The 27,000-nt window shown below is 43.1% G+C and carries 23 protein-coding genes; 10 read left to right on the forward strand and 13 right to left on the reverse strand.

The window, feature by feature from the left end:
- Window positions 1-5 precede the first annotated feature (5 nt).
- From DXB58_RS06375 to DXB58_RS06385, 3 genes are all read left to right on the forward strand, one after another.
- Entirely contained in the window at window positions 6-359 is a 354-nt protein-coding gene (locus DXB58_RS06375; protein WP_004296191.1) for a MarR family winged helix-turn-helix transcriptional regulator, read from the forward strand.
- A gap of 223 nt (window positions 360-582) precedes the next feature.
- Window positions 583-1,218 (forward strand): DUF4136 domain-containing protein, encoded by a 636-nt coding sequence (locus tag DXB58_RS06380; RefSeq protein WP_122136262.1) that lies wholly within the window; start codon window positions 583-585, stop codon window positions 1,216-1,218.
- A 15-nt stretch (window positions 1,219-1,233) separates the two neighbouring features.
- A complete protein-coding gene (locus DXB58_RS06385) occupies window positions 1,234-1,860 on the forward strand; it encodes a porin family protein (protein WP_122136263.1) in 627 nt (208 codons plus the stop codon).
- An 87-nt stretch (window positions 1,861-1,947) separates the two neighbouring features.
- Here DXB58_RS06385 and DXB58_RS06390 read toward each other — a convergent pair whose 3' ends face one another.
- Genes DXB58_RS06390 through DXB58_RS06400 form a run of 3 tightly spaced genes read right to left on the reverse strand, consistent with a single transcriptional unit; the run spans window position 1,948 to window position 6,606 of the window.
- The gene (locus tag DXB58_RS06390) at window positions 1,948-4,959 is read right to left on the reverse strand and encodes a glycoside hydrolase family 3 N-terminal domain-containing protein (protein ID WP_122136264.1); all 3,012 of its coding nucleotides are present in this window, start codon (window positions 4,957-4,959) and stop codon (window positions 1,948-1,950) included.
- On the reverse strand, window positions 4,956-5,795 hold the full coding sequence (locus DXB58_RS06395) for a bifunctional UDP-sugar hydrolase/5'-nucleotidase (protein ID WP_122136265.1): 840 nt from the start codon (window positions 5,793-5,795) through the stop codon (window positions 4,956-4,958). The genes DXB58_RS06390 and DXB58_RS06395 overlap by 4 nt, the downstream gene beginning before the upstream one ends.
- Before the next feature lie 25 nt (window positions 5,796-5,820).
- Entirely contained in the window at window positions 5,821-6,606 is a 786-nt protein-coding gene (locus tag DXB58_RS06400) for a 5'-nucleotidase C-terminal domain-containing protein (protein WP_117936733.1), read from the reverse strand.
- A 155-nt stretch (window positions 6,607-6,761) separates the two neighbouring features.
- Here DXB58_RS06400 and rplS point away from each other — a divergent pair, with 155 nt between their 5' ends.
- A complete protein-coding gene (gene rplS / locus DXB58_RS06405) occupies window positions 6,762-7,112 on the forward strand; it encodes a 50S ribosomal protein L19 (RefSeq protein WP_122136266.1) in 351 nt (116 codons plus the stop codon).
- Window positions 7,113-7,385: 273 nt separating this feature from the next.
- Here rplS and DXB58_RS06410 read toward each other — a convergent pair whose 3' ends face one another.
- Window positions 7,386-8,366 carry an ROK family protein gene (locus DXB58_RS06410; protein ID WP_004315007.1) on the reverse strand — a complete coding sequence of 327 codons (981 nt, stop codon included), beginning with the start codon at window positions 8,364-8,366 and terminating at the stop codon, window positions 7,386-7,388.
- A 179-nt stretch (window positions 8,367-8,545) separates the two neighbouring features.
- Here DXB58_RS06410 and DXB58_RS06415 point away from each other — a divergent pair, with 179 nt between their 5' ends.
- The 6 genes from DXB58_RS06415 to msrB all read left to right on the forward strand — a co-directional run bounded on the left by DXB58_RS06415 (window position 8,546) and on the right by msrB (window position 15,482).
- Complete coding sequence (locus DXB58_RS06415; protein ID WP_004296202.1) at window positions 8,546-9,262, forward strand: ABC transporter ATP-binding protein; 717 nt, start codon at window positions 8,546-8,548, stop codon at window positions 9,260-9,262.
- A 72-nt stretch (window positions 9,263-9,334) separates the two neighbouring features.
- Window positions 9,335-10,594 (forward strand): ABC transporter permease, encoded by a 1,260-nt coding sequence (locus tag DXB58_RS06420; protein WP_122136267.1) that lies wholly within the window; start codon window positions 9,335-9,337, stop codon window positions 10,592-10,594.
- A gap of 4 nt (window positions 10,595-10,598) precedes the next feature.
- The gene (locus tag DXB58_RS06425) at window positions 10,599-11,840 is read left to right on the forward strand and encodes an ABC transporter permease (RefSeq protein ID WP_117936738.1); all 1,242 of its coding nucleotides are present in this window, start codon (window positions 10,599-10,601) and stop codon (window positions 11,838-11,840) included.
- Between the two features lie 80 nt (window positions 11,841-11,920).
- Window positions 11,921-13,021, forward strand: coding sequence for an efflux RND transporter periplasmic adaptor subunit (locus DXB58_RS06430; RefSeq protein WP_122136268.1), 1,101 nt, complete (start codon window positions 11,921-11,923; stop codon window positions 13,019-13,021).
- Window positions 13,022-13,030: 9 nt separating this feature from the next.
- Window positions 13,031-14,368: a TolC family protein gene (locus DXB58_RS06435; RefSeq protein WP_122136323.1), complete on the forward strand. Its 1,338-nt coding sequence runs from the start codon at window positions 13,031-13,033 to the stop codon at window positions 14,366-14,368.
- Window positions 14,369-14,453: 85 nt separating this feature from the next.
- Entirely contained in the window at window positions 14,454-15,482 is a 1,029-nt protein-coding gene (gene msrB / locus DXB58_RS06440) for a peptide-methionine (R)-S-oxide reductase MsrB (RefSeq protein WP_122136269.1), read from the forward strand.
- 138 nt (window positions 15,483-15,620) lie between these two features.
- Here msrB and DXB58_RS06445 read toward each other — a convergent pair whose 3' ends face one another.
- The 9 genes from DXB58_RS06445 to DXB58_RS06485 all read right to left on the reverse strand — a co-directional run bounded on the left by DXB58_RS06445 (window position 15,621) and on the right by DXB58_RS06485 (window position 26,991).
- Window positions 15,621-16,136: a DUF3836 domain-containing protein gene (locus tag DXB58_RS06445; protein ID WP_009000159.1), complete on the reverse strand. Its 516-nt coding sequence runs from the start codon at window positions 16,134-16,136 to the stop codon at window positions 15,621-15,623.
- A gap of 266 nt (window positions 16,137-16,402) precedes the next feature.
- A complete protein-coding gene (locus DXB58_RS06450; protein ID WP_233527249.1) occupies window positions 16,403-17,809 on the reverse strand; it encodes a hypothetical protein in 1,407 nt (468 codons plus the stop codon).
- A gap of 127 nt (window positions 17,810-17,936) precedes the next feature.
- The gene (locus DXB58_RS06455; protein WP_122136271.1) at window positions 17,937-18,830 is read right to left on the reverse strand and encodes a hypothetical protein; all 894 of its coding nucleotides are present in this window, start codon (window positions 18,828-18,830) and stop codon (window positions 17,937-17,939) included.
- A gap of 2 nt (window positions 18,831-18,832) precedes the next feature.
- Window positions 18,833-20,062 (reverse strand): porin, encoded by a 1,230-nt coding sequence (locus DXB58_RS06460; protein WP_122136272.1) that lies wholly within the window; start codon window positions 20,060-20,062, stop codon window positions 18,833-18,835.
- A gap of 32 nt (window positions 20,063-20,094) precedes the next feature.
- The gene (locus DXB58_RS06465) at window positions 20,095-21,618 is read right to left on the reverse strand and encodes a M14 family metallocarboxypeptidase (RefSeq protein ID WP_122136273.1); all 1,524 of its coding nucleotides are present in this window, start codon (window positions 21,616-21,618) and stop codon (window positions 20,095-20,097) included.
- A 7-nt stretch (window positions 21,619-21,625) separates the two neighbouring features.
- On the reverse strand, window positions 21,626-22,996 hold the full coding sequence (locus DXB58_RS06470) for a porin (protein WP_122136324.1): 1,371 nt from the start codon (window positions 22,994-22,996) through the stop codon (window positions 21,626-21,628).
- Between the two features lie 18 nt (window positions 22,997-23,014).
- Entirely contained in the window at window positions 23,015-24,160 is a 1,146-nt protein-coding gene (iadA, locus tag DXB58_RS06475; RefSeq protein WP_122136325.1) for a beta-aspartyl-peptidase, read from the reverse strand.
- An 18-nt stretch (window positions 24,161-24,178) separates the two neighbouring features.
- On the reverse strand, window positions 24,179-25,555 hold the full coding sequence (gene dcuC / locus DXB58_RS06480) for a C4-dicarboxylate transporter DcuC (protein ID WP_122136326.1): 1,377 nt from the start codon (window positions 25,553-25,555) through the stop codon (window positions 24,179-24,181).
- A gap of 20 nt (window positions 25,556-25,575) precedes the next feature.
- Window positions 25,576-26,991 (reverse strand): leucine Rich Repeat, encoded by a 1,416-nt coding sequence (locus DXB58_RS06485; RefSeq protein ID WP_122136274.1) that lies wholly within the window; start codon window positions 26,989-26,991, stop codon window positions 25,576-25,578.
- Window positions 26,992-27,000 lie beyond the last annotated feature (9 nt).

Here is a 27,000-nt window from a genome sequence, read left to right on the forward strand (position 1 = left end):
AGTGTATGAAAACAATATGTGCAATGCGTGATGTATTCAAAGCAATGGGAAACTTTGAAACAGCATTTGAAAAAATGTACCAGATAACGCTAAATGAAGCAATGATATTGTGTGCCCTCAAAGAGGCATCGGAGAAAGTGACGGCTACCAACCTGTCCAAGCAAACCGAGCTAAGCCCCTCACACACATCTAAAATGCTGCGAATACTGGAGGAAAAAGGACTGATCGTCCGGTCGCTCGGAAGCGAAGACCGGAGACAGATGTACTTCCACCTGACCCATACGGGCAAGCAGCGAGTAAATGAACTGGAACTTGATAAGGTAGAGATACCCGATCTACTTAAACCTCTGTTTAAATAAACGGATTTTCAAACAATTATCTGTAAATAATGAACGGTGAGCAAACTCCCTGATAATGGGGCAGAGTGCTCACCGTTTTTCTTTAAACAGGGCAAAAGATATATGTTAATTTTCCGGCAAAAGAAATTTCCATCTGAACCTTTTTCCACCTTTCTTGTTGTTTCTATCAAAAGCCCAAGGTACCTGGGCGCGATTTTTATATAACCTAAACATTATAAAAGATATGAAGAAATTAATTCCTATTTTATTGGCGGTCTTTGCACTCGCTTCATGTGAAAAAGACCCGGACATGGGTAAGCTGGATGACAATTATCTGGTATACACTAACTACGACAAGAAAGCCGATTTCAAAGTTCCTACATTCTATCTGGCACCCCAGATTCTGGTGATTAGTGACAGTAAAGAACCGGAATATCTCGAAGGTGAAGGCGCAGAACAAATTCTGGCTGCTTATACAGATAACATGAAAGCTAGAGGCTACGCAGCAGCAGAAGATCAGGAAAGTGCAGATCTTGGTATCCAAGTGAGCTACATCGCAAGTACTTATTATTTCACCAGCTACACACAACCTGAATGGTGGTGGGGTTATCCCGGATACTGGGGACCTGGCTACTGGGGTGGCAACTGGGGTGGTGGATGGTACTACCCGTATGCTGTAACTTATAGCTATAGTACCAATTCCTTCCTGACAGAAATGGTAAACTTGCAAGCTGAACAAGGAGAAAGTAAAAAACTGCCTGTTGTATGGACAAGTTATCTGACCGGATTTGAAACTGGTTCCAAAGCTATCAACCGCACTCTTGCAGTAGAAGCTGTCAACCAATCATTCACGCAGTCACCTTATCTTACTAACAAATAATCAACTACAACTGTTATGAAAACAAGAAAAAATATATACTTCAAGGTAGTAGCCTTGGCGGCTATTGCCATCGCCTTCGCTATGCCGGCTAAGGCACAGTTATCAGACAACGGATATGCGAATATAGACTGGCAGTTCAATGCTCCGCTAAGTAACCATTTTGCAGATAAAGCAAGCGGTTGGGGTATGAACTTTGAAGGTGGTTATTTTGTGACTCCTAACATTGGCTTGGGTCTTTTCCTCAACTATCACAGCAACCACGAATATGTAGGTCGCGAAACCTTCCAAATGGGTGCCGGTGAAGTAACTACCGACCAGCAGCATACTGTTTTCCAATTGCCTTTCGGTGCTGCTGCACGTTACCAGTGGAATCGTGGCGGATCTTTCCAACCTTATGTCAGTGCTAAATTAGGTGCTGAATATGCAAAAGTCCGCTCTAACTTCAATATGCTGGAAGCAAGAGAAAACAGCTGGGGATTCTACGCTTCTCCTGAAGTAGGTATCAATGTATTCCCATGGGTTTACGGACCGGGCTTGCACTTTGCTTTGTACTACAGCTATGGTACCAACAAAGCTGACGTACTGCATTACAGTGTAGATGGATTGAGTAACTTCGGCTTCCGCCTGGGTGTATCGTTCTAAAAAGAACTGCAACTATCAGAATATTACGTTAATAATAAAAAAGGTAAAAGGTAGCTTTTAATATAGGCACCTTTTACCTTTCTTTTTTTATTTTTTCTTCATCGCATCATAAATAACTCCCTGTATTCGCTCACGAATGTGCAGCTGGTTCAATTTGCGGTTCGTTACGTCCGGATAAATCCGGTTGCTAAGGAATACATAAACCAGTTCATTCACCGGGTCCACCCATGCACATGTACCGGTAAATCCGGTATGACCATACACTTCGGCAGGTGCAGCAGGCGCACAATTCCCTTTCTTCGGATCATCTGCATCGGGCTTGTCAAAACCTAAACCACGCCGGCTGATCTTCGATGTTTCAGTAGTAAACAACTGGCAGGTTTCCTTAATTAGATAACGTTGACCATCTATTTCCCCTCCATTCAGCAACATCTGATAAACGCGGGCTACATCACGGGCAGTAGAGAAAAGTCCGGCATTTCCCGCCAATCCGCCAAAGAAAGCGGAAGCTTCATCATGTACAAACCCCTGCAAAGTCTCTTTACGCAAGAAACGGTCTTTATTAGAAGGAACAATTTCCGATTTGGCAAAACGGCGTAAAGGCAAATATCCTGTATGCTCCAACCCCATCGGCTCATAAAACTCACGTTGTAAATAGGCTTCCATAGGCATACCGGCCAATTGTTCCACCAACATTCCCAAGAGTATAAATCCGACATCACTATATACATAGCGCTTCTGCTTTAACGGAGCTTCTGCAATTTTCTCTTCTATCACCTTTCGGAAAGAACGGTTTAACCACAAACTGTCACAGATCTGAACAGTATAATCACCGGTTTTGACGGAAGAAACATATTCACTTTTGAACTTGAATTTCGGATTCGCCCATGAAGTGGTCCCCAACTGTAACGGATGGCGTGCATCTTTTCGTGCACTGAATAACCTTCCATCATAGCTATCCTTGTCAATAGCTTCCTGGTAGAAAGGAATCCAGGAGGGTAAACCGGACTGATGATACAGAATTTCCTGAATCGTTATATCCTTCTTATCAGTACGTTGCAAGAACGGCAAATGATCCGAAATCTTATCTGTCAGATTAAAACGTCCCTTATCGTAGAGTTTCATAATGGCAAGCAAGGTACCCGTCGTTTTTGAAAGGGAAGCCAGATCGTAGATATTCGTAGATTCGACACGAGAACTTCCTTTGCCCGTATAAGTACCGAAAGCCTTGTCGAACATGACATGACCGTTTTTTAGCACCACCACCTGGCAACCGGGATAGGCTCCCTGACGAATACCATCCAATGCAATGGAATCAATCCGTTTTAGATGAGCAGAGGAAAGCCCGTATTCTTCCGGAACGAAATGCAACGGTGTTTTAGGGGTAATAGTCACTCCTGCTCCCGTTGGGAACAGTTCTCCCAGACTTGCCGACAACTGTCCGTCTGCAGATGCCTTGGCAAATAACACATCTGCTACCTGCCGCTGTACATCACTGTTATAACTATGTCCCAGCACCACCGCCGAAGCATGAGCCACCGCACGCTGAATCTGCAACATCATCTTCCCGGGAGTAAAAAACAGATAAATGGCCGGGCTTTCGGGAACAAACTTCGCAAAGAAAGGCTGATAAGGAGCCAACCGCTGTTCGCTGACGGCTACAATGATCCGTTTATAGGTAGACAGAGAATCACGTAACCGCTGATTTTCCTCTTCCGTCTGATTGGCACGAAGGGAAAAACGAGCCAAAGACGTATAGCGGGAAAGTTGCTTCGCCAACGCATCAGTTTCCCCAGGATCTCCTACCTCGAGCAATGCAATCGTCTGCTCTTTGTCGGTATGCAGGGGGAGAATATGATTCTTGTTGTTCAGGACTGTTATTGCCGCTAAATTCAATCGGCGAACCAAATCCCGCGTTTGCGGACTGTTAATGCGTTGTTCCAAGCCGGACAATTGTACATACGACTTTTTCTTGAGTCCCAACACATATTTATAAGTCAAGACCTTACGGCATTTGCTTTCAATATCTTCGCGGGTCAACTCTCCTTTTTCAATGGCTTCCAGTACGGCCGGTATCTCTTCCTTCAAGTTTCGGGGAGACAATACCATGTCATTACCTGCTTTCAAAGCCTGCAAACTGACATATCCATTTCCCGCCACTCCTTTCATGGCAAGCGCATCCGTAAATATGAGTCCTTTGAACGCCAACTCATCTGTCAGCAAATCGTATACGACATTACGGGACAAGGAAGACGGAAGTCCACCAATCGGTTCTATCACCGGAACTTGCAAATGTCCTACCATCATACCGCCCAATCCGGCACGGATGGCTTCTTTAAAAGGATAAAGTTCCACACTGTCCAGACGCTCACGAGTGAAAGGAAGTACCGGAAGCGCCTTATGCGAATCTACATCAGTATCTCCATGTCCGGGAAAATGTTTGCACACAGATAAAACCCCTCCGCTTTCCAAACCGGAAGCATAAGCGATTACCTTATCAGCTACCTGTATCGGATCTTCTCCAAAAGAACGGGTATTGATTACGGGATTTTCAGGATTTATATTCACGTCCGCCACCGGAGCAAAGTTGACCTGTACTCCAATCTGTCGGCATTGACGGGCAACTTCACGCCCGTATTCATAGAGCAGCTTGTTGTCACGGATACATCCCAATACCATATTCCGTGGGAAAACAGGCATACCACGCAGACGCATGGCCAGCCCCCATTCTCCATCAAAGGTAATCATCAAAGGGACTTTAGCCTGCCGTTGCGCCCGGTTTGTCAGTTCAACCTGATTTTGCATCTTCCCACCGGAAAAAAGAAGTCCGCCCACTTTATAGGTGTCGATGACTTCGCGCAACAGTTCCAGATTTCGTTTGGTATCTACTGGGGCAATGGTATAGATGAACAACTGCCCTACCTTTTCTTTAAAGGAAAGCTTATCCATAACCGAATCAACCCAGTGCCGGCAGTCCTTGTCCTGAAGGGCTTTATATACCAGCAGAGGTTCAACGGTTGTAGCATTCTGCGCCGGACTTGAAACCGTGCCGGCCGCAATAAGGAATAAAAGCGTTACTATTGAGGGGATTATCTTCATTTATGTTTCAAAGTCAAATCGAGACGGCCTACACGAACACCATTTTTTCCCGTGTGCATAACAGGCACCTCTTTTCCGTCCATATTCAAGTATGTTTTGGGGCCTTTCATAAATGTATGAGAGTGCCCGCCCAGAATCACGTCGATATTGCGTGTTCCGGCAACCAGATGTTCATCCATTTGAATGCCCAGATGAGACAGGCATACTACCAAATCACAACCTTCTTCGTCTTTCAACAAAGCAGCTATTTCGTTGGATACGCGGATAGGATCTTCATAAACGACTCCTTCGCATTTATTAGCCTGAATCATCCCTTCGGGTTGGGTTCCAAGGCCAAACACACCAATTCTCAAACCATATTTCTCAAGAACGATGTAGGGTTTAACTATATCTTTCAATACCGTAGCATCCAGATTATAGTTGGCACAAACAACCGGGAAATTAGCCATCTTGAAAATGCGTTCCATATTATCTACATCGAAATCAAACTCATGGTTACCGATAGTCATAGCGTCATAACCCATTTCATTCATTAGTTTAACTTCCACTTCTCCGCGGAACATATTATAATAAGGTGTTCCCTGAGAAATATCTCCGCAGTCGAAAAGCAGCACATTCTTATGCTCCTTGCGGAATTGTTCGAGAAAAGCAGCCCGGCGAAGAAAACCGCCTTTGTTATAGTATTCGTCCCCCTTCTGATTGACAGGTTCGATACGGCTATGCACATCGCTCGTTTGTAAAATAATCACTTCTTTGGTATCCTTATCCTGCGCAAAAATTGAGAAAGTAAAGCTCAATGCAAGACATAACAGGAATAATATCTGAAATCTTTTCATATTCAATATTTTTAGATTCTCCTTTTTATTTTATGGTAATACGTCCATCCAGTTTGGAGGTAATCGCTTTGCCTTCGGCAGTTTGTTTGCGTACATAATCAAGAAATAGTCCGCGTAAGGTTGCGTTTTCGGGACATACTCTCTTTTCTGCCTGCAGGAAAGCATCCATCCGTCCGTTTCCATCTGCCAGATAATCGATAGTGGCCACCGTGTAAAGCTGGTCATCCTTTAGTGGTTTTTCACCGACAAAGGCGTTCAGCAACTTTCCATCTTTGGTGATTTCAAGGCGGATACCGCTCACTCCTTCTCCGTGCAGAGATGCAATCGCTTCAAAAAGACGTCTCAAGTCTGTTCCTTTCATAGTCAATACACAAAGAGAATTCTCAAAAGGAAGTATTTCAAACACATCGCCTACCGTGATATCCCCTTCGGGCAAGATATTGCGCAAGCCGCCCATGTTTACCAATCCCATATCGGCAGGTTTCCCCAACACCTGAACCGCTGCTTGCTGTAAAACACCTGCAACAAGGTCGGAAAGCAAACTTTCAGGAGCTCCTTTTTCCATTTTCATCGCACTGGTACCAATGACTTCATACATCATCGCATCTACCTTTTCCTTATAAGGCTTTAATATTTCAGCAGCTTTCGCGTTGGGATGGGTGTCCCAAACAGAATCAATTGTTATCATGCTGCCCTCTACTTTAGTTACTTCGTACTGAGCCGTAGTCTCGCGTGCGGTCCGGCAGGAAGTAAACAGGAAGCCTCCTGCCAACGCTGCCACCATCAGATACTTTGCATAAGTCTGTTTCATGTTCGCTATTTTTAGATATGCTACAAATATACAAAAACATTTGGCTATCTGGCAAATAATTCGTTACTTTGCACCGCTTTCGCGCAATCGCTGTCAAGAGAAGAGATACTTGGTATGTTGCGTTGTAACGATGAAACAATTTAATAATAACAACAATGGATTTAATTAAAATTGCAGAAGAAGCATTTGCTACCGGAAAACAGCACCCGAGCTTCAAAGCAGGAGACACTGTAACAGTAGCATATCGTATTATTGAAGGTAACAAAGAACGTGTACAGCTGTACCGTGGTGTTGTTATCAAAATCGCCGGTCACGGAGAGAAAAAACGTTTTACTGTACGTAAAATGTCAGGAACTATAGGCGTAGAAAGAATTTTCCCAATCGAATCACCGGCTATCGATAGCATCGAAGTGAACAAGGTAGGTAAAGTTCGTCGCGCTAAATTGTACTACTTACGTGCTCTTACTGGTAAGAAAGCTAGAATCAAAGAAAAAAGAGCTAACTAATAAGCCGAACTTTTCGATTCGAAATAAAAAAGGGAACTTCATTATGAGGTTCCCTTTTTTATTGTGCATTTTCTCACATATTCTCATGCCCATGAGAAAAAATTCTCACTGCAATGAGAATAATTTCTCATAGGTATGAGAATATTTTCTCACTTCGGTGAGAATAACCCTTTGTCCGAATAAGCCGTACACGTTAGCAAGGACTAAATAAAACAAAGCCCCGAAAGTCATAAACTCCCGAGGCTTCATTACCTTTATTATAATAATGAAATGTTATTCTTTCAAATCTTTCAGTTCCCAAGCCAATGCACTGGCACCCAGTACAGCAGCATCAGAATCCTTCAATTCGGAAACGAGCAATTTAGTCTTACCTTTATAGATATTCAGGATATTATCATCAATTGCCTTTTGAATCGGCTTCATGATGTAATCGCCGGACTTAGCCAAACCACCGAACAATACAATTGCTTCAGGACTGGAGAATGCAATAGCATCTGCCAAAGCTTCACCCAGAATGTTACCTGTAAATTCGAAGATTTCCTGTGCCAGTTTATCACCTTGTACAGCTGCATCATACACATCTTTTGAAGTGATGTTTTCTGCAGGAATGTTACGAAGCAAGCTAGCATCCGTACGGGCAGCAAGGAATTCGCGGGCTGTACGAGCTACACCGGTAGCCGAGCAGTAAGTTTCCAAACATCCCTTACGGCCACAACCGCAAAGACGACCATCGCGACGGGCGATAACGTGTCCCAACTCACCTGCAAAACCGTCATGACCATATACCATCTGACCGTTGATAACGATACCGCTACCCACACCAGTACCTAGTGTAATCATGATAAAGTCTTTCATACCACGGGCAGCACCGTAAGTCATTTCACCGATAGCAGCAGCGTTTGCGTCGTTTGTCAAAGCAGTGGGGATACCCAGTCTTTCTTCAAACATGGCAGCCAACGGAAGAATTCCCTTCCAAGGCAGGTTCGGAGCAAATTCAATCGTTCCCGTGTAGTAGTTGCCATTCGGAGCACCGATACCGATACCTCTGATTTTATCAACACCACCATTAGCAATAATCAATGGAAGCAGACTTTTACACACTTCATCAGCGTATTCTTCTACTGTAGGATAACCAGATGTTTTGATTGAACTGCTGGCAATAATAGTTCCGCGTGCGTCTACAATTCCAAAGACGGTATTCGTTCCGCCTATGTCAATACCTACTACGTAGGGTTTTTCCATGTTTGAATTCATGATACTTTTATTTAAAAGGGTTAGTTAATCATTAAGTTTACTGCACACAAATTACGTAAAGAAGATTGAGTCTACAAAATGTTTTTTGAAAAAAGTTCAACCTGTTTGCAACTTTTCGTATCTTTCGCACGTCTAATAGTAGAAAATTATCAGAAAACAGAAACTAAATAAAGAAAATTGTGATACAACTAACGAATATCAACAAGACCTACAACAACGGAGCGCCTCTCCATGTACTTAAAGGTATCAATCTCAACATCGAACAGGGAGAATTTGTTTCTATCATGGGAGCATCCGGGTCTGGGAAATCAACTTTACTCAACATATTGGGAATCCTCGACAACTACGATACTGGAGATTATTACCTGAACAACGTACTTATCAAGAACTTGAGCGAAACCAAAGCTGCCGAATACCGGAACCGTATGATCGGATTTATCTTCCAGTCATTCAATCTGATTTCCTTTAAAGATGCCGTAGAGAATGTAGCACTTCCTTTATTTTACCAGGGGATAAGTCGCAAAAAACGAAATGCGCTTGCCTTGGAATATCTCGACCGCCTGGGTTTAAAAGACTGGGCACATCACATGCCGAACGAAATGAGTGGCGGTCAGAAACAACGTGTAGCCATTGCACGAGCTTTAATCACTCAACCACAAATCATTCTGGCAGATGAGCCAACAGGAGCTTTGGACAGTAAAACTTCTGTGGAAGTAATGCAGATTCTGAAAGATCTTCATAAACTGGGAATGACGATTGTCGTTGTCACCCACGAGAGTGGAGTCGCTAACCAAACAGACAAGATTATACATATCAAAGATGGAATCATCGAACGTATTGAAGATAATATCGACCATGACGCTTCTCCTTTCGGAAAAGACGGGATTATGAAATAAGTATTAATTCCATGCGGCCACAGCGCAGTCTAATACTTAATACTTGATACTCATTACTTAATACTTAAAAAAATGATTGATATCTGGCAAGAAATATATAGTACCATCAAACGTAACAAGCTAAGGACTTTTCTCACAGGATTTGCCGTGGCATGGGGAATCTTTATGCTTATCGTCCTACTAGGTGCAGGTAACGGACTGATCCACGCATTCGAGCAATCGGCTTCCGAACGTGCCATGAACTCCATCAAGATTTTTCCGGGATGGACCAGTAAATCATACGACGGACTGAAAGAAGGAAGACGGGTGCAACTGGACAATAAAGACATGGATGCTACCAGTCATTATTTCCCGAATCATGTCATCAAGGCCGGAGCAACCGTGTGGCAGGGAGGCGTAAATCTTAGTTTCGGGCAAGAATACGTCAGCCTGAACCTTTCCGGCGTATATCCCAATCATACCGAGGTAGAAGTCGTGAAACTTTTCGAAGGACGTTTTATCAATGAAATCGATATCAAGGAACGCCGGAAAGTAATTGTACTCCATAAGAAAACAGCAGAAATCCTTTTTAATAAAACTCATACCGAGCCAATCGGACAGTTTGTCAATGCCGGTAATGTGGTTTATCAGGTAGTAGGACTCTACAATGATAAAGGAGATAGCGGAGACAGCGATGCTTACATTCCTTTTACCACTCTGCAAACGATTTATAATAAAGGAGACAAGCTGAATAACCTGGTCATGACTACCAAAAATCTGGAAACAGTAGAGGCCAATGAGGCTTTTGAAACCCATTACCGCAAAGTATTGGGAGCCAATCACCGGTTTGACCCTACGGACCACAGTGCTATCTGGATATGGAACCGGTTTACCAACTATCTGCAACAGCAGAAAGGTTCGGGCATGTTGCGTATCGCCATCTGGGTAATCGGTATCTTTACGTTGCTTAGCGGAATCGTTGGAGTTTCCAACATCATGCTGATTACCGTCAAAGAACGTACCCGCGAGTTTGGTATTCGTAAGGCTTTGGGAGCCAAACCGCTTTCCATTCTCTGGTTGATTATCGTAGAGAGTGTCACCATCACCACCATATTCGGATATATCGGCATGGTAGCCGGTATCGGAGTGACCGAATGGATGAACAGCGCTTTCGGCAATCAAACTATGGACACCGGAATGTGGACGGAAACTGTTTTCCTGAATCCAACAGTAGATATAAGAATCGCCATACAGGCTACACTCACATTAATAATAGCTGGTACGTTAGCCGGATTATTCCCTGCCCGAAAAGCAGTCAGCATCCGACCGATCGAAGCACTTAGAGCAGATTAAGACTATGAGAATAGACATGGATACCTGTGAGGAAATCCTCATTACCATTACAAGAAATAAAACGAGAAGCCTGCTGACTGCATTCGGTGTTTTCTGGGGAATCTTTATGCTCGTTGCCCTTATCGGCGGCGGGCAAGGATTGGAGGACATGATGAAAAAGAACTTTGAAGGATTTGCCACCAATTCCGGTTTCCTTGTCTCGCAAAGAACGGGCGAGGCTTACAAAGGCTTCCGCAAAGGAAGATGGTGGAATCTGGAATCTACCGATATCGACCGTCTTCGCTCCCAAGTGAAAGAGGTGGAGATCATTACTCCGTCTGTAGCCCGTTGGGGTTCCAAAGCCGTATACGAAGATAAGAAATATGATTGTAGCGTGAAAGGATTGTATCCGGATTATCTCCACATTGAATCGCAGGAAATGGCATACGGCAGGTTCATCAATGAGGTGGATATAAAGGAAGCACGCAAAGTATGTGTCATCGGAAAACGAATTTATGAAAGTCTTTTCAAACCGGGAGAAGACCCGTGTGGCAAATATGTAAGAGTAGATGGCATTTATTATCAAGTGATTGGCATGTCTTCTTCCGAAGGGGATATGAATATACAGGGACGGGCTTCGGAAGCTGTCACTCTTCCTTTCACTACGATGCAGCAAACATATAATCTGGGAGGACGAATTGATGTGATCTGTTTCACTGCGAAGCATGGAGTGAAAGTATCTGAAGTACAACCCAAAATGGAACAGGTCATCAAAGCCGCACATTATATCTCTCCGGATGACAAACAGGCTGTTATGTGCCTGAATGCCGAAGCCATGTTCTCTATGGTCGATAACTTGTTTACCGGTATCAACATACTGGTTTGGATGGTAGGATTGGGAACTTTGCTGGCAGGTGCCATCGGCGTATCCAATATTATGATGGTGACCGTCAAAGAACGTACCACTGAAATTGGGATCCGCCGGGCAATCGGTGCACGACCGAAAGATATTCTGCAACAAATTTTATCGGAAAGTATGGTACTTACCACCATTGCAGGAATGTGTGGAATATCCTTTGCCGTCATGGTGTTGCAACTTGTAGAGATGGGAGCCAACGCTGACGGAGGGGACGTCCGTTTTCAAGTCACTTTCGGACTAGCAATCGGCACTTGTGCCCTTCTAATTGCACTGGGAATGTTGGCAGGTCTGGCACCTGCTTACCGGGCCATGGCTATCAAACCGATTGAAGCGATTCGGGATGAATAAGGAAGTGGAACAGTTATCTGAATATGTGAAGAGTTTAGTTTCAATCATCAATCGTAAATAATAAAATTATAAATAAAATCATGAAAAAGTATCTGAAAATCACATTATTGGTAGTCGTTGCTATCATTCTTGTCGGAACATTCGTATTCCTTTATCAGAAATCCAAGCCTAAGGTAATCACTTACGAAACAGTTAGACCGGAAATGACTGACCTCCAAAAAACGACAGTAGCTACCGGAAAGGTGGAACCGAGAGACGAAATTTTAATCAAACCGCAAATTTCGGGTATTATCGACGAAGTATATAAAGAAGCCGGACAAGCCGTAAGAAAAGGGGAAGTTATTGCCAAAGTAAAAGTAATCCCTGAACTCGGACAACTGAATTCTGCAGAAAGTCGTGTGCGCCTGGCAGAAATTAATGCAACCCAAGCAGAAACGGATTTCGCCCGTGTGAAGAAGTTGTATGACGGTCAGTTAATTAGCCGGGAAGAATACGAGAAAAGTGAAGTGGCTTTGAAGCAGGCTCGCGAAGAGAGACAGACGGCCAAAGACAATCTGGAAATCGTAAAAGAAGGAATTACCAAAAACAGTGCCTCTTTCAGTAGCACGATGATTCGCTCTACCATTGACGGGTTAATTCTGGACGTGCCTGTAAAAGCTGGTAATTCGGTGATTATGAGTAACACGTTCAATGATGGAACTACGATTGCTACGGTAGCCAACATGAACGATATGATTTTCCGTGGTAATATTGATGAAACAGAAGTGGGACGTATCCACGAACAAATGCCAATCAAACTGACCATCGGAGCTTTACAGAATCTGACTTTCAACGCTATTCTGGAATATATATCTCCCAAAGGGGTGGAAACCAATGGAGCCAACCAGTTTGAAATCAAGGCTGCGATTACCATTCCGGATTCTGTTCAGATTCGTTCCGGATATTCGGCTAATGCGGAAATCGTGTTACAAAGAGCCAATCAGGTATTGGCAGTGCCCGAAAGCACTGTTGAATTTAGTGGTGACTCTACATTTGTGTACATCATGACAGATTCAGTGCCCGAACAAAAGTTCCAGCGTACACAGGTGACTGCTGGTATGAGTGATGGAATCAAGATAGAAATCAAGAAAGGGGTAACCGTTCAGGACAAAATACGTGGTGCAGAGAAAAAAGATAAATAATTGAATCCGATGAAAATAATTCGTAAAACCATAACAGCCCTTCTGCTTGCCGGAGTCGGAATCACCTCCATCCAGGCACAGAACAACTCTTCGCAAGCATGGACGCTTCGGCAATGTATCGACTATGCTATTGAGCATAATATAGAAATCCGTCAATCGGCCAATAATGTCGAAGCAGGCAAAGTGAGTGTAAACACCACTAAATGGGCACGCCTTCCGAATTTGAGCGGTAGTGCCAGCCAAAACTGGAGTTGGGGCCGTACTGCTTCTCCGATAGACAACTCGTATAGTGACATTAACAGCGCCAATACCAGTTTCAGCTTGGGAACAAACGTACCTATATTTACCGGTTTGCAATTGTCCAACCAATATTCACTTGCCAAACTGGATTTAAAAGCTGCCATAGAAGATTTGAATAAAGCCAGAGAAGATATTGCAATCAATGTCACTTCTGCTTATTTACAGGTTTTATTCAATCAAGAATTAAGTAAGATTGCTCATAATCAGGTCGATTTAAGCAAAGACCAGTTAAAACGTATTCAAGGTCTTCAGGGAGTGGGTAAGGCATCCTCTTCTGAAGTGGCCGAAGCACAAGCCCGTGTCGCACAGGATGAAATGACTGCTGTACAATCAGACAATACGTACAAACTATCCTTACTGGATCTCACCCAACTCTTGGAATTACCCACGCCTGAAGGATTTGTACTCGAAAGCCCTAAGGAAGAATTAGAGTTCGAATCTCTCACTCCGCCGGATGACATATATACACAGGCACTTACTTACAAACCAAGCATTAAGGCTGCAGAATATCGTTTGCAAGGTAGTCTTAATAGTATTCGTATTGCCCAAAGTGCATTTTATCCACAACTCTCTTTCAGTGCCGGTCTGGGAAGTAATTATTATACGGTTAGCGGAAGATCAGAGAGCAGCTTCGGCAGTCAGATGAAAAACAATCTGAATAAATATATAGGATTTAATTTGAGCGTGCCAATCTTCAACCGTTTTGCCACAAGAAACCGGGTACGCACGGCTCGTTTGCAACAAATAGATTTATCCTTGAAATTGGATAACAGTAAAAAAGTACTCTATAAAGAAATTCAGCAAGCCTGGTACAATGCTCTGGCAGCAGAAAGTAAATACAACTCCAGTGAAGTGGCAGTAAAAGCCAACGAAGAGTCTTTCCGCCTGATGAGTGAGAAGTTCAATAACGGCAAAGCTACCTTTGTGGAATACAATGAAGCCAAACTTAATCTGACGAAAGCTCTTTCGGATAAGTTGCAGGCAAAATATGACTACCTGTTTCGGACTAAAATTCTGGATTTCTACAAAGGACAGGTCATTGAATAAAAAAGAAATAAAGTTGAGTTTAGTATAGTAGTTCCTTAAAACATATCCGTTGGTTCATTCGTTATTATAGAAAGAACTAACGGATATGAAGTATTTTATCGCTATAGTGATTGTAATGATTAGTAATACATTTTTAGGAGTTGCTAAACCAATGAAGAATCAAGCAGAAATCTATTTTGCGGGAGGATGTTTCTGGGGAACAGAACATTTCCTGAAACAAATTCGAGGAGTAGAAAGTACTCAGGTAGGATATGCCAACAGTAATGTTGCCAATCCGAGTTATGAACAGGTCTGTTCAGGAAAAACCAATGCTGCCGAAACAGTAAAGGTGGTTTATGATCCGAAAACGGTAGATTTGAATTTACTGCTCGATCTATATTTCAAGACAATCGATCCTACCAGCCTCAACCGGCAAGGTAATGACCGGGGAACGCAGTATAGAACCGGAATTTATTATGTAGATAAAGAAGATCTCCCTGTCATCAAGCAGGCAATTCAATTATTATCCGCACAATATAAAACTCCTATCGTCCTAGAAGTAAAGCCATTGACAAATTTCTATCCGGCTGAAACTTACCATCAAGACTATCTGGATAAAAATCCGGGTGGATACTGCCATATCAATCCCGCTTTATTCGAAATGGCACGCAAAGCGAATGCGCCGAAAGCTAAAACGTATCAAAAAGCGGATGATGCAACCCTCCGTAAGGAATTGTCGGCGGAACAATATGCCGTAACCCAAAAGAATGCCACTGAACCAGCTTTCCATAATGAATACTGGAATGAGCATCGTCCCGGCATTTATGTGGATATTACTACCGGAGAACCTCTGTTTGTCTCTACCGACAAGTTTGATTCAGGTTGCGGGTGGCCAAGCTTTTCCCAACCGATTCAAAAAGGTCTAATCGCAGAAAAGAAAGATACTTCGCACGGCATGATACGTACGGAAGTACGCAGTAAAACCGGAGATGCTCATTTGGGACACGTATTCACAGATGGGCCGAAAGAGAAAGGTGGATTACGCTATTGCATCAATAGCGCTTCACTTCGTTTTATCCCGAAAGATAAAATGAAAGAGGAAGGTTATGGAGAATATCTACCACTCGTTAAATAGATATTGAAGAGTTACAAAAGCTAATCGTAACTGTTCATTAGAAAAACAGAACGGTGGATTATCCCATAAGGAAATCCACCGTTTTTAATGTAGTTAAATTAAAAGAGAGAGAAGGAGTTTCACAACTCCGATTTATTTTTATCTGCTGGCAGTCAGCAGAGTTGCTTCATTAGTTGCCGGAGTAGATACATTCATAGCCCAGCTAGCAGCGGATTCTTCAATCCATTTATCATTCCACTTATAGTTCATATAAGCAACCGGCATATTAGCGTCGTTCAGTTCATAAACGCTCTTTTCAACAGATGCGTCGTAAGCTCTGTGAGAGTCATTCCAGCGTGCATATACCAAAGTGATTTCATTAGATGAATAAGTATAATCAATTTTGAAGTACGGTATCCATTTTTCAGTAGAAGCATCCCATTTGAAAGCTTCTTTGGAAGACATTCTCTTCTGATCGTCATAGGTAAAATCATATTTCATGTGGCGATAGAGAGAACCATCGAGTCTGTAAATCACTTTCGATACTACAAGATCATCTACTCTTTCTTCATTAGTAATGAAGTTATTACCCTGTGCCTTCACTGTTGTATTAGCGATTCCTGCAAATACCATAGCAACTAAAACGATCATTCTGAATAATACTGTAGTCTTCATAATTGTATATTTTTTATTTGTTCAACATTCTGTTTTTGTCCTTCTGTTTATTAGACGGATCAAGCGTCTCAAACGGTTGCAACCTTCTGAAGTTTTTTTCATTTTTCTTCGTTGCCCGCTTGCGACTATAGAGATGCAACGAGCGTGCCAAAACGATAACTAGCTAATAATCAAGGAAATCATAAAACAGAACGGTGTACGAAAACGAACAGTTGTACGCTCAAAAGCGAACAACCCATTAAGAAACGAACAAATAAGGAAATAATTTACTGACTAATAATGCTATTAAAAGAATGCTCAAAAGGTTCGTCATACAGTGATTTATATTCCCTGCAGAAATGTTCATAAGTAGTCTTAGCCATATATTGCTTACGCATAGATACATAAGTGGCACATTTGAGTCTAAGAGCCGCTTCATTCACGGAATCGAACCGGAAGATAATATCGGATATTAATAATTTGGTATCATAAGCTTCATGCTCATCTAATAAAGTGGCATACTTTAATAAAGATTCAATCAGGCTGTCTGCTATCCGGCTTTTAAAAGTATCGAGCCACAGATAGTCACACTCATTCAGCAAGCCGCCTTTAGCTGTTAGTGCTGCTATGATTTTAATTCGTTCGGTTGTCAGGCTATCGGGACGAATCCGTTCCGGAAGACATTCATAGTAATCCACAAAAGCTGTTTTATCAAATTGCACCCGCCAGTTACCCGAAATCTTGGAGATAGTGCAACCACCAACAGATTCTACCAACACACGCAACTTGGAAAGATTTACTGCCCGGTTATTTTTGGCACTTACATCATCTTTATCAAACCACAACATGGTCGTGAGTTCTTCCGACGATATTCCATTCTCCGCCGACCGCAAAATCAACAAAATAAACAGCTCACGCAGAAGTGGAGAAAAGCGTTGCGAGACTTCCTCACCATTACGGTCAAAAACCTGCAATCCGCCAAACAGGTAAACGGCATTATACCGGGGTAACTTAACCCTTTCTCCTTCATCGCCAAATGAGGTGAGTATCTCAATCCGGTTACTTGCCTTCAATCTCTTCTGACGCCTACGCCGCCAATGCATTCCCAGGAACACAATCATATCCACCACAATAATCAATAAAATCCAGTACCAGGCGGATAGATGTTGCTCCTCCTTTCCAATCGACAACAATTCAGCATGCCCCTCCACCAACTTCAAATGGGAACGTTTATCACCCAGAATATGAAATCGATACCCCCGGTCCGAGCGAATGCCATGCGACGAAAATGCATAAGAATGTTCATTTGCGGATATATAAACCGAATCTGCCGGGAAACGAACCGAAAAGCCTACTGACATGGTATCAGTCCGGATTGAATCTTTTGGAGAGCCTATCCGCACTTTCTCAACCTCTGAATTACACACCCACAGAAGTTCAGTACCTGCCTGCGGAGAACGGGAAAGAATCAGATTATATAATTCTTTATCTGTACTTTCAATGCGCATCAGCGACTCAAACACCACTTTATCCTGCTCGGGAAGCACAATCTGCAATGTGATAATGCTCCCTTTATCCAGATAATTAAACTGTTTGGTATCAAGTATCTGATCTGCCTTCACTCTCTTAACCTCTTCTGCGGGACGTATAGCACGTACGGATACAGTAAAAGAGAGGCAGAATATCAATAGCATAATCTTTTGCCCTAAAGAATACAATCCTTGTATGTACGATGCCGATAAAAACATTTTAAATACCTGTCTGATAAATAGGTCAACAAAAATAAGCTATTTAACCGATGGCTCAAAATTTTAGTCTTACTTAATAGAGTATTTTTGCTCCGGCTGCCGCCATCTTAGCATACTCATGTGCAACACCTGCCACCTCATACTTGTCCCAGTTCAATGAACAACCGTCTTTGGTACTGATACGCTTCGCTTCTGAAAAATAATACTTACCACGCTGATACCTGTTTGCCCCTTGTGCTTCGGCACCTGCTGAAGTGTTCAGTCCGTTACGATCCGTATCTGCCGTGCCCAAATGAACAATCAGTTTACGGGCAAACAACGATGCCACCCGGGAAGTAGTTGCGACATCCGTATTTTTCAAGCCATAAGGATAAGCAACATCCACATCGGGCAATGTATACCAACCCGCATTGGCACTTACCGCCCTATCAACACGGGTATCAGGCATAAACGTCACATACCGGTGCACGAACTGCGCTCCGGCAGAATGTCCCCACATATCATACTTATTCCGCGAAGAACCGGTATCTTTCCGGACAGTATCAAAAACGGACTCAATAAGTGAGAATGTCCATTCTGAACGATCGAGCAACGTATTTCCCTGAAACATACCTCCTTCGATATACTGTGCAGTAGAGTAAGTCTCCGTAGGAAACTCAAACACAAAGACCATTACCTCCCTATTGGATGCTTCTGCACGCCATGCATTCAAATAATCATCGGCATTTCTTTCTAATCCGGGAAATACAAACAACACCGGCATTTTTTTCATATCCCCGTTGACAGGGATATGAAAATGTATGCGGACAGGCCGGTCGGCCAAAGGCGCATATCCGGAATATGTCACGATACCGTCTCCCGGAAGAAACCCGGAGGTTTCTCCCAAAGATTCCGATTCGTCGTCTTTAAAACAACTCGTCATCAATACGGCAATGATTAAAATCAATAAGTTTGCTACACGCATCATTATCAAAAGAGAATATGAAGATTCAACTTAACCTGAAATTCCTTAGATCCTGCCCCCACTAACTGATTGTATGAGGTATATGAACCTGCCAGCTGTAGCTTGAACGTATTATTATTGAAATATTTCGATGCTCCGAAAGTAATGTTATCCGCCTCGCGCAAAACACTCTGTTCAGTCTCCTTCCACTCGGGTTTCACTTTACTGTAAGCAACATCAAGTGCCCATAATTTACGGAAAAGATACCCAGCCTGCACATTGAATCCATTTCCCAAAGCCAGATAATTAGCTATCTGATGCGGTTTCAATTTTGCACCCTCATCCTTTTCTACATAAAGCCCGTTCAAACCGTTCGCTGTTGCATTGACATACTCTGCCAACAAGGAGAAACCATTCCACTTGAAGAGTAAATCGGCAGACAACTTACGATAGTCGGGATAATCCGCAGCACCTTCTTTATCATACATCTGAAAATCATTATGTCCCTCACCTACCATATTACTGGCACCGACATTATAACTATAGGCCGCACCGATAGCCAATTTGGGAGATTTCTCACGAATAAAATCATTAAAGACCATTTCATTACCGCTCGTAAAGAAGCCCAACGGATAAACAGTGACACGTCCGCCATATTTCAACCCACCCAAATCAGGGTCAGTGCTTGATGAACCAAATGAATTGCGTCCGTCACCGGAAGTAACAGCAGCGCCCAAATCGAATCCGAGTTTGCCAAGTGACAAGCGGCTTTCAACAAATAATCCCAACTCACGGCCTGTACGGGAGAAAGTACGATCCATCAATGAATGTTCACCAAAAGCAAGTCCCTGATCGAGCATCATCATCTGCCGGGTATTGGTAAAAGTCTGTTTCTGTCCGGCACTGATTTTCAACTGTTTCCAGGGAGCATACGAAACCCATGCATCCAACAAAGGGTAGGAATCTGCAAAATCTGCCTGTAAAAAGAATCCCAGTTTCTCATTCAGGAACGAACCTTCCAGACTTAAATAAGCATGTTCAATATCAAATCCATATTCCGACTCTGCGTTCTTTATGTCCGTATAATAACCTGATCCCTGGAGATAACCGCCAAAACGCAGTTTCTGACCGGGTGTTCTCAAGTTCAAGTCAAGCAAACCATCTTTCAGTTGCGGAAATGCCTCGTTTCCAATTGTCTGAGCATACATACCTGTAGCCAAAATCAAGGAGAAAACTCCTATTATTATCTTTTTCATATCTTGTATTCTATTTATCGTCATTAATTAATCTATTTCATTTTACGATAGACGCCCAGCGTATTGTTTACTGCAGCATCAATCACGCGGTAGTTGACGAAACCATTGGCTGATTCCGGTTCCAGCAATACTGTCACAAGGGTGGCCAAAGGTTGGGACATGGGAATACGATAGCTGCCGGCCGGAAGAGTAATCGTACGGTTACTGGTATTTGTTGCCACATTCAACGGTAAAATACCGGCTACCAAATCATGGCTTTCTACTGCTTTTGTAACAGTGTAACACTCCAGTTCAACCGTTTCAGGAGATTCCAGCCGTTCCAGTTCAACCCCATAATGCTGCAATATTTCCACTGCACGATTTTGGTTGGCGTCCAGATAATAGGCAACAGGGCGTTCGCGGGTCAGTACGACTTCCGATTCGGGAGCGATACGGGCCTCAACAGGCACAGTTATCTCTTTACAAGCAAGGATATCGATAAAATTCAACGGATAGTCGGAAGCGGGTTTCGAACGGAAAGTCACGGCAATATCACCATTATAATGAGCAGATTCATCTACAGCTTTTCGTATTTGATCTTCATGCTCAAAAGTAGTACGGGCAAATGACTCTGCCAATTTATAAACAGTATATACCCTACGTTTATAAGAAGTGCGTCCCAAGCCGACACCACGTACTTCCATCAACATTGAAATAGCTCCACGCAATGCCATGATATTAGTGGAAGAACGAGGAGAGGAACCGCCGATATTGAATATAATTTCTCCACGATTACTTTTAGTAGTAAAATAGGTATGATGTGTCAGTCCTTCCGCATCAGCCATACGACTAGCTTCAGGCACATAAAAATCGTCTACAACAGTACGTAATGCGGGAGATACATTCGGGTTGCTACTCCACAAAAACATAAAGTCGTTAGGATTGGTAACCAGAAGCCCGTCGGTCACTTCTTCGTAAGAGGCACGAAGCGGTTTGTATTCATGGAAATCGATAAACAAATGAGGTTTGACTGTCAGAGCAACCCGTTGTAAAGTGCGTGCTTCCGGGGTTGACAAAAGAGTCTGGTCACGGTTCAGGTCTATACCATTGGCAGTGAGCCGTTCTCCCTGTTCGCTTCCGTCAATATTTACCGAAGGCAGGATATAGAAATCCATCTTATCAAGCAGGGCAGACAGTTGAGGATCACGGGTCAGTTGCTTCATAAAATATAGAAGTCCTTCCGTACCAGCCGGTTCATTTCCATGTACACATCCTGTATAGAGGACACGTAACTTATCACTTCCTCCTTTGCTCACCTTTATCATAGGTATTTCACGTCCACGCTGAGTACGACCTACAATTTGAAGTTTCACCCATTCCGGATGAGCGGTAGCCAAATCATGCAAGAACGTCATCAACTCACGATAAGTGGTGAAACCATGCTTCTTGGCAAATGCCGGTGTATCCATGTCGATCTGTGGATCGGGGAAGAACTTCGCCGTCACCTTTCCGGTCTGTTGAGCATAGAATGGAAGACCGGATAATAAAAGACAGAGTATTAATAATATTCGTTTCATAGCTTCGTCAGAATTTAAATTGGAACAATAGGTTTCCTATCCACTCATTACCATTATAGGTGTATGTACTGTCGGGAGTACGGTTTTCACCATTGCTACGGGCTAGTCCGACAGTTAATTGTATTTTAGCAGCATAATTACGTGTCAGATATTTGGAGACACTAAAATCATAAAAGTTATGTCTGTTGAAATACAGATTATTATTCATATATGAATATTCGTCCGGCTTAAGGTATGTATAACGCAAGTCAAAACTCCAAAGACTGCGAAGCATATATCCTGCCTGAATATTAAACCCTTGCCCCAACATCATTCTATTTTTGATATAAGCTTCTACGTTCTGCTCTCCGTTCACATCAAAGGTAGTAGCAGTGGAACCATCGTTTCTTACCCGTTTCGTAATAGAAGAAGGAACATATCCCCAAGTCTTCGCATATTCGCCCAACATGGAAAATCCGCGATACTTAAAGGCAAAGTCTGCCACCAATTTAGCATAGTCGGGAAGATCTATTTCATCACGGTCATTCATATAAAGAATATCCCCGTTACTACGGCCGCCACGACGATCGGATGTGCCGTCCGCATAGCTATAAGCAACACCCACACTTAACTTCGGAGTCAGTTCGTAAGCCATATCCCCTTCTCTGCTGCCTCCCATCGAACGGAAAGCTCCAAAAGGAAGATAATTCAGTCGGCCGCCATACTTTAATCCACCATAACGTTTTCCTTCCGAAATTGGACCGGAACCGTCAGTGATGGCAATAGCAGGACGTAGAAGACCTTTGCTGCCTACCCGGAAAGAACTTTCGGCAAAGACTCCCAGTTCACGAATCGTGCTAAATGCAGAAGTGATCTTACTACGTTCGCCAAACTGTAAAGTGTGGGAACTCATCTGTAATTCGTAGTTATCCGTAGGAGTGGAACGCTGCCCAAACGAAACGACCAGTTTAGAACCCCAAGGGCGATAGGCTGCATAAGCATCCATCAATAAGGAACCGGAATCATCGTCCGTCTCACTACCTTTCACCAAGTCGAGTCCCAAGCGGAAACGCAATTTATCATGATAGACACTTCCATCAAAACGCACACGGGCACGTCGCACACGGAAGCGGTTGTACATCTGATCCACATCTTCAAAGCGACGGCTTTCTACCGAGGTTTGTACCATTCCGCTAATAACCAGCTTATTGCCGCCCTGTGTTGTGAGTCTTAAGCCATCCCCCATTTTATAGCGATGGAGAACTACCTTGTTGTCGATATCTGATAAACTTTCATCGCTGGCTTCCACTATTTCGGCGTCATCACTACCTTCGTCTGTCTGCGCGATTACCGGAAGGAACAAGAATAGCCCTATCAGGAATAATAGATATTTTTTCATATCCATGTTGTTTTAGTATTACATTTCAAAATTTCCCTTACGTATCACGATGCCTTCATGCATCATTTCCGCACCACGGGCGTAGACACCCTGCAATTTCCATTTATCATCAAACAGCGTTATATCCGCATCCCATCCTTCCCGGAGTTCTCCTTTTCCTTTCAGTTTCATTGTACGGGCAGGATTCGTTGTTATCAGGCGGAAAGCATCCGAAGGGGCAATACCTCCATCCACTATCAACCGGATTACCTGTTCCAGATTTCGATGTAAGGGTGCCACAGTATAACTGTCTTCCCCGGTAACCGGATCTTTACGACGTACACCGGCATTACCATCCGATGAGAAAGTCATACGATCAATAGATACTCCGGCATTCAATCCCTCCAATACACTTTCATAGGGTTCGCAATATTTCGTTCCGCCTGTGGAAATATCGATCATTCCCCCCATACGGGCAAATTCAATTCCTTGCAAGAACAGATCGTGCGTACGTCCCATGTGGGTAGGAGAAATATAGCTGATTAATGAAGGATATTCCCGCGCTATCTCAAGTAACAGATCAATGCCTCCGGATAAAGCTCCCAAATGCACATGCATCACTCCGCCCTTGGCAGAAGTAAAGCCCCCCAGACGTACTTGCTGAATGATACGCATCAGCTCACTTTTGGTAGGATAGGAACTACGGTCATCGCTTATAGCTATCTTACAGCCGATCACTTTATCAATGAAAATCAAATCATTGGCAACACAATCTGTCAATGTAGGAGTGGGAAGTCCATAGTAGCCGGTAAGCATATAAGCTGATATACCGTCCATGCATAGTGCTTTTGTTTTAGCATAAAGTGCCGGTAATTGCTTCACGAAGCCATCGGTTCCCAATAGTCCGACTACCGTAGTCGTTCCACAAGCCAGTAAACGGCTAAGCGGCACTTCAGGAGCCAGAGAGAAATATCCGGTTTGTCCGCCTCCGCCAATGATATGTACGTGTTGGTCGATACAGCCGGGGGCAGCATTCATGCCTGCTCCATCGATCACTTCTACTTCTATTCCGCGAATATCGATATGGGGTGCGATACAAGCAATTTTTTCACCACAAATAAGCAGGTCGTTCATCCCCTTGTCTTCAGGAGCATAAAGATGTATATTTTGAATCAGTTTGAACATCATAATCAGTATTACTTGTTAAATAAAAAAGTGAATAACTAGCATGGCAATCAGTGTGATTGTCAGCGGAATGATATTGCGTTTGGCCAAATCGGTAGCCGATACACCAGCGATCTCCGAGATAGCAATAATCACACCGGCAATAGGTGACGCCGCCCGTCCCATGCTTGATGCTAATTGCATAGGCAATATCATATCTACGGGTGCCATACCGACTTTGGTAGCGATTGACGGAACCAGCGGGCCAAACGAGAAAAAAGAAGCATTGCCACTTCCCATCAGGATAGCAGCCAGGAAAAGAATCAGTATAATGACAATAGAAACCAAAGTTCCAGAGAATCCCAGACTGGTGCATCCTTCAACCAACGCATCAATGAAGCCAAGACTAATTAATCCCTTAGAGAAGATTTCTGCTGCAACAATCAGTGTCACCACATTGGTAAATACCTTACCCATCCCTTCCCAGAATGATTTCATAGTCACAAAAACCGCTTTAAAGGAACGAAGCCGTATCAACTCGAACAACATGGAAACTGCCAGAGAGACGAACATTGCCGTAGTGGTATCCAACTCGATCGGAGGATCGAACAAGTGTACATACTTCGAGAATATGATTAACAGGAACAATGGCAACACTGGCAAAATCGCATAAATCAAAGGAATATCTACCTTGAAATCTTTCGTATCCACCATTTCAGGCTGTGTACGTCCAGACTGGCGATCCTTGCGGTCAAAATAACGATTGGTGAGATAGTAAACAATCATTAGCAAAATAGTAAGCGGAATGGCCAGCGGAAGCTGGTGTTCAACAAAGTACAGCATATTATTTTGACCGACAAGTTCCGCCGCCCGGGCAGTATTGGCCGAACCGGGGCCCATATCAAAAATGGTACAAGCAGAAATAACAGATACTGCCGTCAAACGACTCACTCCCAAGCCTACCAAAATAGGAAAGATAGAAGCGACCAGCAACAGTCCAAGTCCCGTTGCGCTCGGTGTGCAAATGAAAAGCATTTGCCCGATAGGAATGACAATGGAAGCAGCGATATAAGGAAATTTCTTGAATATGGCCAGCGGTTGCATAGACACATATACCAATGCATCACTAGCCTTTATCTTTTTCATGTAAGCTACATAACCTCCAATAGTCATAATCATCAAACCGACACGAAGCATATTCGATGAAAAAGTTTCTTTGATAATCCGGAAGAGATCGAAAACGGGCGTCCCCGTTGTTTCAGTCAGACTTAGCGAATGCATACCAAGCAGCATACTAAGTGCCAACATCAGAATTCCGGCTACCATCAATACTCCCTGCGGATTATTCTTTTTCATTAGCCAATAAGCCACCAATACAATTACCTGTAAGGCTATAAATGCACCTATATATATCATCATAGTATCCTTTATTTGAATTATTCAGCTTCTACGCCTTTATTTTTAGTAGTAGTCAAATTATTAAATATTCCTGCCGGAATCTTGAAATTTGCACCAGGATTACCACTTAAGTCGAGTTCTGTTAGCTTAACCAGATTCGTCACATTGATTGCCTCCAGTTTATTATTTTTCAAATTAAGAGTCTCCAGATTGGACGTATATGAAAGATTAATAGACGACAACGTACCATATCCACTTTTCGTACTACCATTACAGTTCAGAATACGCAATTTGGGATTACCACTCAAATCCAATGAACTAACTCCTGCTGTGTTCACTTGCAAGACTTCCAAATTGCTAAGTCCAGTAATCGGAAGTGCCTCGGTAAACTTATTTGAGGTAGCTGTAAATTCAACCAATCCTGTAAAGAACTGTAATCCATCTGCAGAACTTATCAAAGTTTCCGCAGTTGTTAAACCAGCAGCTTGTAATTCAGTAATCGTGTCCTTCATTTTATTGACATTCACAGAAGTGACAGTAGCTGCAATTGTCTTATCCAATTGATATTCATTTCCCTCTTTCACAACAAGTCCTTGTGGCAACTTGCCAGCTGTTGTCGATAGATAATAAAGGTACTCTCCAAAAGCTTGATCCGGGATCGTGAACAATTCACCGTCTTCGTCGCCTCCTCCTTCAGAGTCAGCCACCACTCCGACAGCAGTAGTCAATTGGTTCATTAAATCCTCCGGAATAGCAAAAGGAGCAGCCGGGTTATTACTCAAATCAAGTTCTTTCAATGCTGAATAATTTGAAGGAAGAGTAAACCCATTCTCCTGAAGATTCTGGTTCTTTAAATAAATATGTTCTATCACATTATTATTTGCGAAGCTAATTGTCGAAAGTTTGGTAGACGTATCGGTAGTAGTGTTCCCACCATAACGAAAGCGAACGAGTTTAGCGTTCTGTGATAAGTCCAGTGTTGCAACGCAGTTGTTATTCATCTCAACCGTTTCAAGTTGGGTCAATGCGGTCAGGTCCATACGTTCCACTGAATTGGAGGTGATCTTCAATGTCTTTAGAGCGGTAAAGAACTGCAAACCGTCCATATCTACAATTTTCACTGCAGCCGTAGCCAACCCTGCACTCTCCAATTTAGATATCTGCGCATCGTTTTTTACCAGATAGAGGTTTTCCACGGTAGCGGCTTTTTGGGTGTTCAGATAGAATTTGCCATTTTCCGCAACAGCCATTTCATAAGGAAGTTTGTTTTCGTCTGTACGGCTACAGTTATAAACAAGGTATTCTCCCAACGCACGATCCTTAATTTCATAAAGGTCTTGTTCACCATCTCCCTGTATATCTTCCACATCATTTGTGGTACAAGATGAGAGTCCTCCAAGCAATAATGCCATGCAAAACATTGCAGTAGTCATCGGTTTGTTCATTCGCATCATAATTTCAAA

Source organism: Bacteroides sp. OM05-10AA (assembly GCF_003439055.1).
Classification (GTDB): Bacteria; Bacteroidota; Bacteroidia; order Bacteroidales; family Bacteroidaceae; genus Bacteroides; species Bacteroides intestinigallinarum.

Excerpts from the sequence above, each read along its gene's own strand:
- DXB58_RS06425 (WP_117936738.1), top strand. The coding sequence starts at position 10,599 with ATGAGAATAGACATGGATACCTGTGAGGAAATCCTCATTACCATTACA.
- rplS (WP_122136266.1), top strand. The coding sequence starts at position 6,762 with ATGGATTTAATTAAAATTGCAGAAGAAGCATTTGCTACCGGAAAACAG.
- iadA (WP_122136325.1), bottom strand. The coding sequence starts at position 24,160 with ATGTTCAAACTGATTCAAAATATACATCTTTATGCTCCTGAAGACAAG.
- DXB58_RS06385 (WP_122136263.1), top strand. The coding sequence starts at position 1,234 with ATGAAAACAAGAAAAAATATATACTTCAAGGTAGTAGCCTTGGCGGCT.
- DXB58_RS06395 (WP_122136265.1), bottom strand. The coding sequence starts at position 5,795 with ATGAAAAGATTTCAGATATTATTCCTGTTATGTCTTGCATTGAGCTTT.
- DXB58_RS06485 (WP_122136274.1), bottom strand. The coding sequence starts at position 26,991 with ATGATGCGAATGAACAAACCGATGACTACTGCAATGTTTTGCATGGCA.
- DXB58_RS06390 (WP_122136264.1), bottom strand. The coding sequence starts at position 4,959 with ATGAAGATAATCCCCTCAATAGTAACGCTTTTATTCCTTATTGCGGCC.
- DXB58_RS06410 (WP_004315007.1), bottom strand. The coding sequence starts at position 8,366 with ATGAATTCAAACATGGAAAAACCCTACGTAGTAGGTATTGACATAGGC.
- DXB58_RS06380 (WP_122136262.1), top strand. The coding sequence starts at position 583 with ATGAAGAAATTAATTCCTATTTTATTGGCGGTCTTTGCACTCGCTTCA.
- DXB58_RS06430 (WP_122136268.1), top strand. The coding sequence starts at position 11,921 with ATGAAAAAGTATCTGAAAATCACATTATTGGTAGTCGTTGCTATCATT.
- DXB58_RS06470 (WP_122136324.1), bottom strand. The coding sequence starts at position 22,996 with ATGAAAAAATATCTATTATTCCTGATAGGGCTATTCTTGTTCCTTCCG.
- msrB (WP_122136269.1), top strand. The coding sequence starts at position 14,454 with ATGAAGTATTTTATCGCTATAGTGATTGTAATGATTAGTAATACATTT.
- DXB58_RS06420 (WP_122136267.1), top strand. The coding sequence starts at position 9,335 with ATGATTGATATCTGGCAAGAAATATATAGTACCATCAAACGTAACAAG.
- DXB58_RS06435 (WP_122136323.1), top strand. The coding sequence starts at position 13,031 with ATGAAAATAATTCGTAAAACCATAACAGCCCTTCTGCTTGCCGGAGTC.
- dcuC (WP_122136326.1), bottom strand. The coding sequence starts at position 25,555 with ATGATATATATAGGTGCATTTATAGCCTTACAGGTAATTGTATTGGTG.
- DXB58_RS06450 (WP_233527249.1), bottom strand. The coding sequence starts at position 17,809 with ATGCTATTGATATTCTGCCTCTCTTTTACTGTATCCGTACGTGCTATA.
- DXB58_RS06460 (WP_122136272.1), bottom strand. The coding sequence starts at position 20,062 with ATGAAAAAGATAATAATAGGAGTTTTCTCCTTGATTTTGGCTACAGGT.
- DXB58_RS06445 (WP_009000159.1), bottom strand. The coding sequence starts at position 16,136 with ATGAAGACTACAGTATTATTCAGAATGATCGTTTTAGTTGCTATGGTA.
- DXB58_RS06375 (WP_004296191.1), top strand. The coding sequence starts at position 6 with ATGAAAACAATATGTGCAATGCGTGATGTATTCAAAGCAATGGGAAAC.
- DXB58_RS06400 (WP_117936733.1), bottom strand. The coding sequence starts at position 6,606 with ATGAAACAGACTTATGCAAAGTATCTGATGGTGGCAGCGTTGGCAGGA.
- DXB58_RS06465 (WP_122136273.1), bottom strand. The coding sequence starts at position 21,618 with ATGAAACGAATATTATTAATACTCTGTCTTTTATTATCCGGTCTTCCA.
- DXB58_RS06455 (WP_122136271.1), bottom strand. The coding sequence starts at position 18,830 with ATGATGCGTGTAGCAAACTTATTGATTTTAATCATTGCCGTATTGATG.